The organism is Pseudonocardia sp. NPDC049154 (assembly GCF_040648315.1).
Classification (GTDB): Bacteria; Actinomycetota; Actinomycetes; order Mycobacteriales; family Pseudonocardiaceae; genus Pseudonocardia.
In genome coordinates this window covers 1-13,197 of sequence record NZ_JBEZDN010000178.1, presented here as the reverse complement: position 1 = coordinate 13,197, position 13,197 = coordinate 1, and the positions used below count along the sequence as shown (strand labels likewise).

Below are 13,197 nucleotides of genomic sequence, written 5' to 3'. Positions count from 1 at the left end.
ACTACAACACTCGACGCGCCCACTCCGCCCTCGGCGGCCGCCCCCCGGCCACCCGACTCGCCGCATGACCGTCAACAAGGTGATGGGTCACTACATCTAGGGGCTGGTGCCGCTCACGGGTCGGGGGGTGCGGCGGCGGTGCAGGAGGAGCATCGCGCCACCCGCGAGCAGCCCCCAGAAGGCCGAGCCGAGACCGAGGAAGGACACTCCGGCGGCGGTGACCACGAACGTCACGATCGCCGCCTCCCGGCCCTCCGGCTGTGCGACGGCCGAGGTCACGGCACCGGCGAGCGCGCCCAGCAGGGCGAGCCCCGCGACCGCCTCGACCAGCACCGGCGGGGAGAGCAGCAGCAGCGCGGTGGCCAGCCCGGCGCCGAGGCCCAGCACCGCCAGGCCGACCCCGGCCGTGACCGAGGCGATCCAGCGCCGGTCCGGGTCGGGGTCGGCGTCGGGCCCGGCGGCCAGCGCCGCGCTGATCGCGGCGAGGTTCACCGCGTGCCCGCCGAAGGGAGCGGCACCGAGCGTCGCGAGGCCGGTCGCGACGAGGATCCCGCGCAGCCGCGGCACGAAGCCGTACTGCGCCATCACCGCCATGCCCGGCACGTTCTGCGAGGCCATGGTGACCAGGAACAGCGGCAGCCCGATCCCGATCAGCGCCGACGGCGTGAACACCGGCGTCGTCCACTCCAGCCGCGGCGCGAGGTCGATCCCGCCGAGGCCCGGCCCGGTGAGCGCGATGCCCGCGATCGCCACCACCAGCGCGGCCGGCACCGCCCACTGCCGGGCGAACCGCGCCACCAGCGCCCAGACGACGATCACGGGCGCGGCCAGCAGCGGCACGTCGTGCAGGGCCCGGACCGGCGCCAGGCAGAGGTCGAGCAGCACCCCGGCCAGCATCGCGGCCGCGATCGGGCCGGGGATCGCAGCGATGAGCCGGCCGAGCGGGCGCACCAGCCCGGCGACGACGATCAGCACCCCGCACAGGAGGAACGCGCCCACGGCTGCCGGGAAGCCGCCCTCCGGGACGCCGGAGGAGATCAGCAGCGCCGCCCCCGGCGTCGACCACGCGATGCTCACCGGCATCCGCGTGCGCAGGCCCAGCACCAGCGCCACGATCCCGGACCCCACGGCGACCGCCAGTAGGCCCGACGCCGCCTGCGCCTCGGACGCACCCGCCGCCCGGAGCCCGGTGAGCACCACGGTGAACGAGCCGCCGAAGCCGACGATCGCCGTGACCACCCCGGCCAGCAGCGGTCGAGCGATCCCGCGCACGACGTCTCCCCTCGGCCGTTCCGTTTACGGAACGGCAACCGGGGTGGGACGATAACCGCGTGGACACGACGGAGGCAAGCGACCCGGGGACCGGCACCGGGCCGGCCCTCCCCGGCGGCGCCGCACACGTCGGCCCCCGGGTGCGGGCGCTGCGTACCGAGCGGGGGATGTCGCTGTCCGAGCTGGCCCGCCGCGCGTCGGTCGGCAAGGCCACGCTCTCCGGGCTCGAGGCGGGCACCCGCAACCCCACCCTGGACACGCTGCACGCGGTGGCCGCCGCGCTCGGGGTGGCGCTGACCGCGCTGGTCGCCGGCGGGGGCAGCCCGCGGATCCGCGGCGCGGCGGTCGACATGGAGCTGTTGCGGGTGTTCGACGACGGCCCGGCCACCTACGAGCTCTACCGGATGCGGATCCCCGCCGGAGCCGAGCAGGTCTCGCCGGCCCACCACCCCGGCGTCACCGAGCACGCGACGGTGTTCGCCGGCGAGCTCCGCGCCGGCCGGCTCGAGGCGCCGGGCCGCGCAGGGCCCGGCGGGTATCTCGAGTGGGCTGCGGACGCTCCTCACGGTTACGCCGCCGTCGGACCGGAGGACGTGCACGCCTCGCTGCTGATCCGCTACCCCACGTAGCGCAGCCGCACACAGCGGAACAGGCCGGTCACCGTAGGTGAAACGGGTCAGCAGGAACGCCCGTTCGGCCCAGTCCCACGGCTAACGCGGACAGAGATCTGCTCGACAGAGTGATGACCGACCCGCCGCCGGATGGACCGCCCCATGAGCCTGCAGCCGACCTGGACCCTCCCCGACGACGTCCCGACCGTCCGCATCCCCGTGCAGCGTCCGTCGCAGGGGCCCGCGCACCGGGCCACCCGTGCGTCGAGGCGCGCCATGGGCCCCCGGACCTGGGCCGAGTCGGCCGCCCGGCGCCGCCGTCGCCTGCGCCGGGCCCGCTTCGGCCGGCTGTTGCTGATCCTGGTCGCGCTGGCCGCGCTCACGGGCGGCGCCGTGATCTGGCAGCTCGCCGACGGGCGGCCCCTGGAGCTCCTCCGCGACGGGTGGGCGCTGCTGGAGCCGCGCGTCGACGACGTGGTGCGGCTAATCCGTCAGCAGTAGCTCAGGAGTAGATCCGCAGCCAGTCGACCTGCATCTCGCTCGGGCGCGGGGAGCCGCCGTCCGGGAAGTAGTCGAGCTGGATCGTCGGGTGCATCTTGCCGGGCGGGAGCGTGCCCGGATCGGTGCTGGAGAACCACTGCTGCCCGTCGAGATAGCCGGTGATCCCGTTCGGCGTCCACTCCACGGCGTAGTTGTGCCACTGGGTGATGTCGATCTTCCGGCTGGCGGACTTCTGGTTGTTGTCCGCGCCGTAGTGCAGGAAGAAGTGCACGCCGTCCGACGCGCTGTCGGTCTCCGCGAAGTCGACCTCGCCGCCGCGCGGCCACTCGATGTCGCTCGGCCACAGGATCAGCACCGGGTGGTACTGCGAGTCGCCCGGAGGGAACTTGGCGCGCATCTCGTACCGGCCGTACTGGCGGCTCTCGTTGAACGCCATGCCGCCGGTGTTGCCGTTGGAGTCGCCGCGGATGGTGAGGACCCCGCCCGAGGTGGAGACCGCGTCGGGGGTGCGCCGGCCGTTGCCGCCGTGCCCCGCGCCGTCGTAGAGGCCCCACTTGCCGAGGCCGCCGGAGAACTCGTCGCCGCCGATCGGCGTCCAGCCCAGGCGGCCGGCCGCCGTCGAGCCGTCGCCGCCCGAGACCGGGCCGCGCGCGCGGGACGCGCCCGTCGCCGGGTTCGCGGCCGCGACCGGCGGGCGCGTGGTGGTCGTGGCGTGCTCGCGCGCCGAGTCCACCGCCTGGCTCAGCGCGCCGGGGGCCGGGACGGCCGCCACGCCGGTCGAGGGTGCGTCGGGCGTGCCCTGGGCCGTGTCCGACGAGGTCAGCGACGCGGACAGGTCCGGCCCCTCGTCCGAGACCGGGCGCAGCAGCAGGGCGACCGCGGCCGCGACGAGCACCGCGGCCGTGCCGACGGTGACGGGGGCCCACCGGCGCAGGGCCGAGCGCGGGGCGCGGCGCCGGCCGCGGCGGGGCTCGGGGGCCTCCCGCTCGATGTCGGTGTCGTCCGCGCCGGTGCCGTCGGTGCCGTCGGTGAGCTCGCCCGTGCCCGGGCCCGCGATGATGTCGGCCGCCGTGACGACCGGCATCCCGGTCATCGGGCTGATCGGCGGCGGCCCGGAACCCTCGGGGTCGAGCCCGACCGCGGGGAGCGACGACGTGTGCGTCAGCAGCGCGGGCTCGCGCGGGCGGTCCGCGTGGTCCGGGGAGCCGTCGGGGTCGGCGCCCGGGTCGTCGACGGAGCGCGGCGCGGGGATCGTGGCCGTGGCGCCGGCGGCGTGCCGCCGACGCGCCGGACGGCCCGGGCGGCCGGTGGGGGAGCCGTGCTCCGCGGAGAGTCGGGCGACCAGCTCGCGGGGGTCGAGCCGGTCCTCCGCGGCGGAGGGTTTCCGTCGCATGATCGATGACCATATGGAGCAACGCCCCACCGACCGGGTGAAGCTGAGAGCCGGGGTTGCCTCAGCGCGCCGACAGGTCGCCGGGAGGCGCCGGAGCGCCCCGTTCTCCCCGGGATCCCCGGGATGACTGGGCCGTTCGGAGCAACGCGACTCTCAGGGAGGGCCGCTCGTCGGTCCGGCACACGCCGTTCGAACCGTTGACGGATTGTGATCGCCGGGGTTTCACGCCAAGCTGTCCGTGATGCTCCCCGCTGCTCCCCCGGGGGGTGCGTCCGTGTTCGTGCCGTCGCAGGCGACGGCTCGAGCCTCCGTGCCCCCGTACGCCCCCGTCCTCGTGGCGCTGCCCCCGACCGCCGCGTCGGCGTCGGTGCTGCGCTCCCTCCGTGCGGAGGGGATGCGTGCCGATCTCGCCGGCGACGGCATCGCCGTCCTCGACACGATCCGTGCCGCCCCGCCCGCCCTCCTGGTGCTCGACGTCGACCTCCCCGGACCCGAGCACGCCGCCGTCCTCGCGGCCGTCCACGCCGAGTCGCCGAGCGTGCCCGTGGTGGTGCTCACCCCGCGTGAGCGTCGCAACGCGGTGATCGCTCAGCTGCGCAGCGACCGGGACGACTACGTCCTGCGCCCGTTCTCCGTCGACGAGCTGTCCGCGCGGATCCGGCTGCGGCTGCGGCTGACCGGCGCCGTCGGGCACACGCTGATCCGCCGCGGCGAGCTGGTGGTCGACACCGAGCTCGGTGAGGTGACCGTGGACGGCAGCCCGGTGTCGCTGTCGCCCACCGAGTTCTCGCTGCTCACGGCCCTGCTCGCGGAACCGGGGACCACGGTGTCGCACGAGGAGCTGGCGAACCAGGTGTGGTCGGAGCCGGCCTCGCCGAACCTCGTCCAGGTGTACATCTCCTACCTGCGCCGAAAGATCGGCGCCGAGCGGATCCGCACGGTCCGCGGGGCCGGGTACGTGCTCGAGGGCTGAGCAGGACCGGGGCCGCACACACGACGGCGCCCTCCCCGGGTTCTCCGGGCGGGCGCCGTCCGTGTGCCGTGCGGCGGCTCGCGTCAGGCGTGCGTGCGCGAGCGCCGGCCGACGACGAGCCGGTAGATGCCGAGCAGCACCAGCGACCCGATCAGGGCGATCACCCAGGTGCGCAGGTCGAAGAAGCTGCCCGTGTCGACGCCGAAGAGTGCCGAGCTGATCCAGCCGCCGAGCAGGCCGCCCACGACGCCGATGATGCAGGTGACGATGATGCCGCCCGGGTCCTTGCCCGGCATGATCAGCTTGGCGAGGGCACCGACGATGAGCCCGACGACGATCCAACCGATGACGCCCATTGTTCCTCCTCGCGGTCGCGCCGGGTTCTTCCGGAGCGTGTCCGATGTGGTCGAGGTGCGGATGCCCGGTGATCGACGGCCGTAAACGGACGGTGACGATATTCGTCCTGTTCGGGTCCTTCGGCGCGGCCGCTGGGCCGACCGTGGTCATCCGTCCGGGTGCACGTCCTGACCTGCGACGGAACGAGAGATAACGCTTCGGTCCCGACCGCTCGTCCGGCAGGCCGTGGTCCCTGCGCTGTGCTAGGCAGACGCCCTGGGGGGCGACCGCGGGGGTGGCCCTGCAACGAAGTCGGGAGAGTTCCATGACCGTTACCGGCATCATCACCGCGATCGTCTTCGGGCTCATCATCGGCGCTGTGGCCCGCCTGCTGGTGCCCGGCAAACAGAACATCCCGATCTGGCTGACGCTCATCGTCGGCCTCGTGGGGGCGTTCATCGGCACGTTCATCGCCCGGGCGCTGAACCTGCGGACGTCGGGCTGGAACTTCTGGGAGACGATCTTCCAGATCGTCGTGGCGGTGATCCTGGTGGTGCTCGTCTCGAACCTCTGGGCGAGGCGCGGCGCACGGCACTGACGCAGGGCGCACCACTCCCACCGCACGGACAGGCGACGGGCCCGGACCAGCCACGGTCCGGGCCCGTCCGCGTGCGCGGGTCAGTGAACGAGGCGCAGGGTGAGCGGGTAGCGGAAGTCGACGCCCTGCGAGGCCCGGACCGTCCCCAGCACCACACAGGCGACGTAGAACACCCCGTAGAGCGGCAGCAGGACGAGCCCGATCCCCACGAAGATCAGCAGGCCGAACACGACCGTCCACACCAGGGCGTTGATCTGGAAGTTCAGCGACTCGACCGAGTGCCGGCGCACGTAGGCCGAGTCGCCGCCCTTCACCAGCAGCACGATCAGCGGCGCGAACAGACCGAGCGCGAACCAGGCGGACACGAAGCTGAGCACGTGCGCGGCCATGGCCCAGTTGCGCTCGTCGTCGCGCGGCACGAGCGGGGCGTCCCCGGACTGGTGGCCGGTGTACTCGTACGGCGAGTTGCTCATATCCGCAGTGAACACCCGCGCGGCGCCCCGGACATCGGGGAAATGCCCGGAGATACCGGGTCGAAGGACCCCGGGAACCGGCCCGGGTCAGAAGCTGCGGGCCGCCTCGAGGAACCGGTCGTCCTCCTCGGGGGTGGTGACCGTGACCCGGACCCCGTCGGGGTGGAACGGCCGGACCACCACCTTGTGCTCCAGGCAGTGCGCCGCGAAGTCCGCGGTCCGTTCGCCGAGCGAGACCCAGACGAAGTTCGACTGGGTGTGCGGCACGGTGTACCCGGCCGCGAGCAGGGCCTCGCGCACCCGGACCCGCTCGCCCACGGCCTCCTTGCACGCCGCCAGCAGCTCGGTCGCGTGGTCGAGGGCGGCGATCGCACCCGCCTGGGCCACGGTGCTGACGCTGAACGGGGCGCACACCTTCTTCAGCGCCGTCGCGATCTCCGGCGCGGTGACGGCGTAGCCGACCCGCAGCCCCGCGAGCCGGTACGCCTTGGAGAAGGTCCGCAGCACCACGAGGTTCGGGTAGCGGTCGATCAGCGGCAGCCCGTCGACGGCCTCGGGGTCGGTGACGTACTCGTGGTAGGCCTCGTCGAGCGCCACGACGACGTCCGGGCCCACCGCGTCCATGAACCGCTCGAACTCCGCGCGGTGCACGACCGTGCCGGTGGGGTTGTTCGGGCTGCACACGAACACGAGCCGGGTGTGCGGGGTCACGGCGGCCGCCATGGCCTCGAGGTCGTGCCGGAAGTCGCCGTCGAGCGGCACGGTGACGGCGCGGGCGTTCCCGATCTGGGTCACGATCGGGTAGGCCTCGAAGGACCGCCAGGCGTAGACGACCTCGTCCGTGGTCTCCCGGCAGGTGATCTGCACGAGCTGCTGGCAGAGGCTGACCGAGCCGCAGCCGACCGCGATCCGGTCCGGCGTGACGTCGAGCTCCGACGCGAGCCGCTCGCTCAGCCCGACGACGGCGAGGTCCGGGTACCGGTTGCCGGCCGCCGCGGCCTCGGCGATCGCCGCCAGGACCGGCGCGGTCGGCGCCAGCGCGACCTCGTTGCTCGCCAGCTTGATCGCCCCGGGGATCGCCCGGCCCGGGACGTACGCGGGCAGGGACTCCAGGTCGGGGCGGATCGGCGTCATGTGCGTCACGGTAGCCCGCCCCGTCCCCGGCGTGCGCCGCAGTCGTGGAAGGCTGTCCGCATGAGCGAGATCCGCACCGAGGCGGTGCCCCTGGTCGACGGCTCCGACCTGCGCCTCACGGTCGCGGAACCCGAGGGCCCGGCCCGCGGCGGGATCGTCGTGCTGCACGAGGCGCGCGGGGTCACCGACACGGTGCGCCGGCTCGTCGAGGGGATCGCCGGGGACGGCTGGCTGGTCGTCGCGCCGCACCTCTACCACCGCGACGGGGCGGACGAGATCGACGGCGCGGAGGACCAGGTCGCCGACCACGTCGCCCGGCTGGACGGCGAGCAGGTCATGGCGGACACCGACACCGCGTTCGGCTGGCTGGCCGACCACGAGGTCGCCCCGGACCGGATGGGCGTGATCGGCTTCGACCTGGGCGGCAGCGTCGCGCTGCTGGTGGCGGCCCGGCGGACGCTGGGGGCCGCGGTCACCGTGGCCGGCGGCGGCATCGACGAGCCGGTGGGCCCGCTGCCCGCGCTGGTGTCCGCCGCCCCCGGCCTGACCTGCCCGTGGCTCGGCATCTACGGCGACCGGGACGACGAGGCGGAGCTCGACCGGCTGCTCGACGCCGCCCGCGAGTCCGAGGTCGCCACCGACCTGGTGACCTACCCGGGCTCCGGCCACCGCTTCGACGACGACCCGGCCACGGCCGCCGACGCGTGGCAGCGGATGCTCAACTGGTTCGACTCCCACCTGCGCTGAGAGGCGCGTCACCACCCCGTCCTCCGGGGGTGGCCCGGGACGCACGGCGTCGGCGACGATGACGCCATGACCCTCGACGTCGACGTCCCCGAGGTTCTCTGGTCCCCGTCGCCGGAGCAGGCTGGCCGCACCGCGATCGCGGAGTTCGCGCGGTGGGTGCGGGAGCACAAGGGCGTGGAGCTGGAGTCGGACACGGACTATGCGGAGCTGCACGCCTGGTCGGTGCGTGATCTGGAGGGTTTCTGGGCCGCGGCCGCGGAGTTCCTGGGGGTGATCTTCCGGGACGAGCCGACGGCGGTGCTGGGCTCGCGGGAGATGCCGGGTGCGCAGTGGTTCCCGGGCGCCACGCTGAACTACGCCGAGCACGCGCTCGCCCCGGGTCCGGGCCGGGAGGACGCCGACACCGCGGTGGTGTTCGCCCGCGAGGACGGGCTGGAGCGCACCGTGACCCACGCCGAGCTGCGCGACCAGGTCGCCCGGGCCCGGGCGGGGCTGGTCGCGGCGGGCGTCGGCGCGGGGGACCGGGTGGTGGCCCTGGCCCCGAACTCGGTCGAGACGCTGGTCACGTTCCTCGCGGCGGCGTCGCTGGGCGCGGTGTGGTCCTCCTGCTCGCCGGACTTCGGCGCGCGGGCGGTGCACGACCGCTTCGCCCAGATCGAGCCGGTGGTCCTGCTGGCCGTGGACGGCTACCGCTACAACGGCAAGGGCTTCGACATCCGCAGGACCGTCGCGGCCCTGCAGGAGCAGCTGCCGACGGTGCGGCAGACCGTGCTGGTGCCCTATCTCGACCCCGAGGCGACGCTGGAGGGCACCACGCCGTGGGCGGAGTTCACCGCTGAGGCGGGCCCGCTGGAGTTCGAGGCGGTGCCGTTCGACCATCCGCTGTGGGTGCTCTACTCCTCGGGCACCACGGGGCTGCCCAAGGGCATCGTGCACAGCCACGGCGGGATCGTGCTCGAGCACCTCAAGGCGATGCGGCTGCAGAACGACCTGGGCCCGGGGGAGACCTTCTTCTGGTTCACCACCACCGGCTGGATGATGTGGAACTTCCTGGTCGGCGGCCTCCTCGTCGGGTCGACGATCCTGCTGTTCGACGGCAACCCGGGCTTCCCGGACCTGGGTGCGCTGTGGGCGCTGGCCGAGAAGCACGGTGTCACGGTGTTCGGGGTGTCGGCGCCGTTCGTGCAGTCCTGCCTGAAGAAGGGCCTGCGCCCGCGGGACTCCTACGACCTGTCCCGGATGCGGGCGTTGGGCTCCACCGGCTCCCCGCTGTCGGTGGAGGGGTTCCGGTGGATCGCCGAGGCCTGCGGCGAGCACATCCAGATCTGCTCGGTGTCCGGCGGCACGGACGTCTGCGCGGCGTTCGTCTGCTCCGCCCCCACGGTGCCGGTGTGGCTGGGTGAGCTGTCGGTCGCCGCGCTGGGCGCGGACGTGCACTCGTTCGACGAACGGGGCGAGGACCTCGTCAGTGCCGATCCGGTCGAGGTGGGTGAGCTGGTCATCACCCAGCCGATGCCGTCCATGCCGGTGATGTTCTGGAACGACCCGGACGGGTCGCGGCTGCGTGAGGCCTACTACGAGATGTACCCGGGGATCTGGCGGCACGGGGACTGGGTGCGGGCCACCCCGCGCGGCTCCTTCGTGATCTACGGCCGCTCGGACTCCACCCTCAACCGTGGCGGGGTCCGGATGGGCACCGCGGACTTCTACGCGGTGGTCGAGGGCTTCGAGGAGGTCGCCGACTCGCTGGTCATCGACACCACGGCGTTGGGGGCGAAGGAGGAGGGGGCGCTGCTGTGCTTCCTCGTGCTGGCCCCGGGGGCGTCGCTGGACGACGTCGAGCCGCGGCTGCGCAAGGCCCTGCGCAGCGAGCTCTCGCCCCGGCACGTCCCGGACCGGTTCGTGGTCGTCGACGCCGTGCCGCGCACGCTGAACGGCAAGAAGTGCGAGGTCCCGGTCAAGAAGATCCTCGCCGGCGTCAGCCCGGACAAGGCCGTGAGCAAGGGGGCGCTGCAGAACCCCGACGCCCTCGGCCCCTTCCTCGACCTGGCCGACCCGGCGCGCTGACCTGCATCGATCACGGAATCCGGGGTGGGGTGCGAACCCCCTCCGGGCCGTGTGTACTCTTGGACCCGCTGGAGGCCGAGAGGCCCCGGGAGGCTTCGCCTAGTCTGGTCTATGGCGCCGCACTGCTAATGCGGTTTGGGGTCACCCCCCATCCCGGGTTCAAATCCCGGAGCCTCCGCGCTGGCGTGGGCCGACTCTCGGGTCGGACACGGCATGTAGTACAACTGAATGCGGTACCTGCGCCCGTAGCTCAACGGATAGAGCATCTGACTACGGATCAGAAGGTTAGGGGTTCGAATCCCTTCGGGCGCACAGCAAGGGATCGGGCCCTGACCAGCGAGTCTGGTCAGGGCCCGACTCGTTCAAGGTCGTCGAAGTGGATCACGATCCACGGTCTGATCCACAAGCGTTGCTAGCTTCCGGCCTGTGACGGCCGTGGAGGAGCCGCCGAAGTCGCGGCAGCGGGGCAGCATCCGACGTATGCGCGACAGGTTCCAGGTACGCGTGTCGGCCGGCGAGGATCCCACCGGCGAGCGGATCATCCTCACGGACAGCGTCCCGATCGAGCACCCGGGCAACGCCCGCTCGGAGCGGGCGGCCCAGAAGGAGGCTGAGAAGCTCCGTACGCGCCTGCTTGCCGACGCCGACGACCTCAAGGTGGCTCGCACCCGCGCGACCGTAGGGGCGCTTCTGGACCGCTGGATGGCCCAGCATGAGATCGACCCGACCACGCGCATGACGTACGAGGCGCAGATCCGGATCTACATCCGGCCGAAGCTCGGCGACGTGCCGTTGATCCTGTTCGTGCGAGAGGCCGCCGAGCGGCTCGAACCGTTCTACGCGCGGCTGCGGAAGTGCCGGGGGCTCTGCGACGGCAAGGCCTTCGTCGAGAAGCACGCCGCCGAGGGCTCGCACGGCTGCGCCGCCGAGGGGTGCAAGCGACACGTCTGCAGGCCCTACGCGGGGTCGAGCGTGCGCTCGGTCCACGCGATCCTGTCCGGCGCCTGCTCGGCCGCGGTGCGGTGGGGCTGGATCAGCTTCAACCCGATGTCCTTGGTCCGCCCGCCAGCCAAGCCTCGCCCGCAGCCGAAGCCCCCGACGAGCGCGCAGATGGCCCGGATCGTCGAGGCGGCGTGGGAGGCGTCCCCGGAATGGGGCCTGTACCTCTGGCTGTCAGTGATGTTGGGCGCGCGCCGCGGCGAGGTGGTCGCCCTGCAGTGGGAGGATCTGGATCTCGACGCAGGCATCGTCCGGCTGGACGAGAACTACGTCCGAACTACGGATGGCATGCTGCTCAAGGACACCAAGAGTCACCAGATGCGCCGAGCGTCGATCGACGCGCCGACACTTGACCTGCTCCGAGCTCACCGCGACGACTGCGCCGCCCGCCTCGCTCTGCTAGACGCCGATCTGACGGACCGCACATGGGTGTTCTCGGAATCGCCGGACATGAGCCGCCCGCGCGATCCGGCCTCCCTCACACGTCGGTACGGCCGCCTCGTCGCGAAGCTGGGCATCGATACGACGCTAAAGGAGCTGCGGCACTACTCGGCCATTGAGTTGCTGACGGCCGGCGTCGATCTGCGGACCGTCGCGGGTCGGCTCGGCCACGGCGACGGCACCACAACATTGAGGCATTACGCAGCGTGGGTGGGGTCTGCCGATCAGGTCGCGGCCGGGGTGGTGGGGCGCCGAACCCCGCTCGATCTCACCTCGCTTCGCGACCGTGGCAAGTGACCCAGCCGCGGGCATGACCTCCAGACTGGAGCTTGCGTGAAGCTCGTCTCAAACGGTCCGGGCTGATCTCGGACGGTGCCTGTGAGCTGCGAGGACGTCCGTTATCGGTTGGGCCGGTGCGGTCTCCTCGCGACGTTCCAGATAGGAGAAGGGGGCTCGCTGGCGGGTGGGGGAGGAGACCATTTTCTTCCCGTTGTCCCGGTGCTGCCGCCTTCACCGGGGTCGTCTTCGCCCGCGGACGCTGAAGTGGCCCCGCCTCCGCGCGGCCGTCGTCCCGTATCTCAGGGCGGCGGTCGCGTCTCTTTCCCGGTGACCTGCGCCAGGAGGGCGGTATGAGCGGAATCTTCCTGAGCTACCGCCGCGAGGACACGCGGCACATGGCAGGGCGGCTGGCCGACCGCCTGACCGGCCGATTCACGGCGGTGCAGGTGTTCATGGACGTCGACACGATCGAGCCGGGGATGGACTTCGCCCGGGCGATCGCGGAGGCGGTGGAGACCTGCGACGTGCTGCTCGCGCTGATCGGGCCGCGCTGGCTCGGGGTGGACGCGCGCTCGGGCAGGCCCAGGCTGCACGACCCCAGCGACTACGTGAGCCTCGAGATCCGGTTCGCCCTGGAGCGGGACGTCCGGGTGATTCCCGTGCTGATCGACGGCGCCGACATGCCGGAAGCCACTGAGCTCCCGCGCCGGCTGCAGCCCCTGGTGAACCGCAACGCGGTCCGGCTCGACCACGAGACCTTCGCCTCGGACGTCGGGAGCCTGCAGGAGGCCGTCGCGCGGATCCTGCGTGAGCCACAGCCCACCCGGGCTGCGAGCGAGGTCGGGGACACCGTGCGGGGGCCGAGGGTGGGACGGCGGATCGCGCTCTGGTGGGCGGCCGTCTTCTGTGGACTGATGGTGGCCACGAGCCTGGGGCTGATCGCCAACGGCGGAGCGAGTGGCCTGGGGGCCACCACTGGCCTGGTGGGGCTGTTCGCCGTGCTCGGCGCGCTGGCAGTGCGCGGGCTCGTCCGAGAGATCCGCCACCAGCGACAGCGGGTCGCCGCGGCCGGCGGGAACTGGCGGGAGAGTGGGCCGCTGGCCACTCAGCGGGTCTGGACCGTCGCGGTGCTCTGCGTGCTCGCGTTGCTCGCCCTGGGGCTGAGCATGGCGCTGACGCCTCCGGTGCAGCCCGTGCGTGCGGCCGCCGCACTGCTCGTGACCTGGCCCCCGTAACCGCCCGCTGGGCGCGGACGAGGAGGAGGAAAGCCAGTAATGAGGCTCTTCCGGATTTAGAGTGCGAGGGCTCCGCAGTGCAGTAGCGACCGGATGCGGTAGTTGATCAGGTTGCGGAACCCGAGGGCGTTGCGACGG

At 72.7% G+C, this 13,197-nt stretch carries 13 protein-coding genes and 2 tRNA genes; 10 read left to right on the top strand and 5 right to left on the bottom strand.

Annotated features, from left to right (window positions below; all coding sequences use genetic code 11):
• Positions 1-96: 96 nt before the first annotated feature.
• The gene (locus tag AB0B41_RS40440; RefSeq protein ID WP_358212325.1) at positions 97-1,272 is read right to left on the bottom strand and encodes a benzoate/H(+) symporter BenE family transporter; all 1,176 of its coding nucleotides are present in this window, start codon (positions 1,270-1,272) and stop codon (positions 97-99) included.
• Between the two features lie 59 nt (positions 1,273-1,331).
• On the opposite strand from AB0B41_RS40440, the gene AB0B41_RS40435 reads away from it, so the two are divergent.
• Together AB0B41_RS40435 and AB0B41_RS40430 are read left to right on the top strand one after the other, a co-directional pair.
• Positions 1,332-1,901 (top strand): XRE family transcriptional regulator, encoded by a 570-nt coding sequence (locus AB0B41_RS40435; protein ID WP_358212324.1) that lies wholly within the window; start codon positions 1,332-1,334, stop codon positions 1,899-1,901.
• 144 nt (positions 1,902-2,045) lie between these two features.
• Entirely contained in the window at positions 2,046-2,384 is a 339-nt protein-coding gene (locus AB0B41_RS40430; protein WP_358212323.1) for a hypothetical protein, read from the top strand.
• A 1-nt stretch (position 2,385) separates the two neighbouring features.
• On the opposite strand, the gene AB0B41_RS40425 is transcribed toward AB0B41_RS40430, so the two are convergent.
• Positions 2,386-3,777, bottom strand: coding sequence for a family 16 glycosylhydrolase (locus AB0B41_RS40425; RefSeq protein ID WP_358212322.1), 1,392 nt, complete (start codon positions 3,775-3,777; stop codon positions 2,386-2,388).
• Positions 3,778-4,087: 310 nt separating this feature from the next.
• Between AB0B41_RS40425 and AB0B41_RS40420 the strand changes: the two genes are divergently transcribed.
• Positions 4,088-4,750, top strand: coding sequence for a response regulator transcription factor (locus AB0B41_RS40420; protein ID WP_358212321.1), 663 nt, complete (start codon positions 4,088-4,090; stop codon positions 4,748-4,750).
• An 83-nt stretch (positions 4,751-4,833) separates the two neighbouring features.
• Here the strand turns inward: AB0B41_RS40420 and AB0B41_RS40415 are convergent, their stop codons facing one another.
• The gene (locus tag AB0B41_RS40415) at positions 4,834-5,106 is read right to left on the bottom strand and encodes a GlsB/YeaQ/YmgE family stress response membrane protein (RefSeq protein ID WP_358212320.1); all 273 of its coding nucleotides are present in this window, start codon (positions 5,104-5,106) and stop codon (positions 4,834-4,836) included.
• Between the two features lie 305 nt (positions 5,107-5,411).
• On the opposite strand from AB0B41_RS40415, the gene AB0B41_RS40410 reads away from it, so the two are divergent.
• Positions 5,412-5,684 (top strand): GlsB/YeaQ/YmgE family stress response membrane protein, encoded by a 273-nt coding sequence (locus AB0B41_RS40410; RefSeq protein WP_358212319.1) that lies wholly within the window; start codon positions 5,412-5,414, stop codon positions 5,682-5,684.
• A gap of 80 nt (positions 5,685-5,764) precedes the next feature.
• Here AB0B41_RS40410 and AB0B41_RS40405 read toward each other — a convergent pair whose 3' ends face one another.
• Complete coding sequence (locus AB0B41_RS40405; protein ID WP_231498096.1) at positions 5,765-6,157, bottom strand: DUF4870 domain-containing protein; 393 nt, start codon at positions 6,155-6,157, stop codon at positions 5,765-5,767.
• Between the two features lie 87 nt (positions 6,158-6,244).
• The gene (gene hisC, locus AB0B41_RS40400; RefSeq protein ID WP_358212318.1) at positions 6,245-7,291 is read right to left on the bottom strand and encodes a histidinol-phosphate transaminase; all 1,047 of its coding nucleotides are present in this window, start codon (positions 7,289-7,291) and stop codon (positions 6,245-6,247) included.
• A gap of 60 nt (positions 7,292-7,351) precedes the next feature.
• Between hisC and AB0B41_RS40395 the strand changes: the two genes are divergently transcribed.
• The 6 genes from AB0B41_RS40395 to AB0B41_RS40370 all read left to right on the top strand — a co-directional run bounded on the left by AB0B41_RS40395 (position 7,352) and on the right by AB0B41_RS40370 (position 13,059).
• Positions 7,352-8,038, top strand: a complete 687-nt coding sequence (locus AB0B41_RS40395) for a dienelactone hydrolase family protein (protein WP_358212317.1) — start codon at positions 7,352-7,354, stop codon at positions 8,036-8,038.
• 66 nt (positions 8,039-8,104) lie between these two features.
• Positions 8,105-10,105, top strand: coding sequence for an acetoacetate--CoA ligase (locus AB0B41_RS40390; protein ID WP_358212316.1), 2,001 nt, complete (start codon positions 8,105-8,107; stop codon positions 10,103-10,105).
• An 88-nt stretch (positions 10,106-10,193) separates the two neighbouring features.
• Positions 10,194-10,283, top strand: a tRNA-Ser gene (locus AB0B41_RS40385).
• A gap of 61 nt (positions 10,284-10,344) precedes the next feature.
• Positions 10,345-10,417 (top strand) — tRNA-Arg (locus AB0B41_RS40380).
• A 114-nt stretch (positions 10,418-10,531) separates the two neighbouring features.
• Positions 10,532-11,842, top strand: a complete 1,311-nt coding sequence (locus AB0B41_RS40375; protein WP_358212315.1) for a tyrosine-type recombinase/integrase — start codon at positions 10,532-10,534, stop codon at positions 11,840-11,842.
• 332 nt (positions 11,843-12,174) lie between these two features.
• Complete coding sequence (locus tag AB0B41_RS40370; protein WP_358212314.1) at positions 12,175-13,059, top strand: toll/interleukin-1 receptor domain-containing protein; 885 nt, start codon at positions 12,175-12,177, stop codon at positions 13,057-13,059.
• The last annotated feature ends 138 nt before the right edge of the window (positions 13,060-13,197 follow it).

What these genes read in the sequence shown, in the direction of transcription:
- AB0B41_RS40430 (WP_358212323.1), top strand. Translation starts at nt 2,046, where the DNA reads ATGAGCCTGCAGCCGACCTGGACCCTCCCCGACGACGTCCCGACCGTC.
- AB0B41_RS40425 (WP_358212322.1), bottom strand. Translation starts at nt 3,777, where the DNA reads ATGCGACGGAAACCCTCCGCCGCGGAGGACCGGCTCGACCCCCGCGAG.
- AB0B41_RS40415 (WP_358212320.1), bottom strand. Translation starts at nt 5,106, where the DNA reads ATGGGCGTCATCGGTTGGATCGTCGTCGGGCTCATCGTCGGTGCCCTC.
- AB0B41_RS40410 (WP_358212319.1), top strand. Translation starts at nt 5,412, where the DNA reads ATGACCGTTACCGGCATCATCACCGCGATCGTCTTCGGGCTCATCATC.
- AB0B41_RS40405 (WP_231498096.1), bottom strand. Translation starts at nt 6,157, where the DNA reads ATGAGCAACTCGCCGTACGAGTACACCGGCCACCAGTCCGGGGACGCC.
- hisC (WP_358212318.1), bottom strand. Translation starts at nt 7,291, where the DNA reads ATGACGCCGATCCGCCCCGACCTGGAGTCCCTGCCCGCGTACGTCCCG.
- AB0B41_RS40395 (WP_358212317.1), top strand. Translation starts at nt 7,352, where the DNA reads ATGAGCGAGATCCGCACCGAGGCGGTGCCCCTGGTCGACGGCTCCGAC.
- AB0B41_RS40390 (WP_358212316.1), top strand. Translation starts at nt 8,105, where the DNA reads ATGACCCTCGACGTCGACGTCCCCGAGGTTCTCTGGTCCCCGTCGCCG.
- AB0B41_RS40370 (WP_358212314.1), top strand. Translation starts at nt 12,175, where the DNA reads ATGAGCGGAATCTTCCTGAGCTACCGCCGCGAGGACACGCGGCACATG.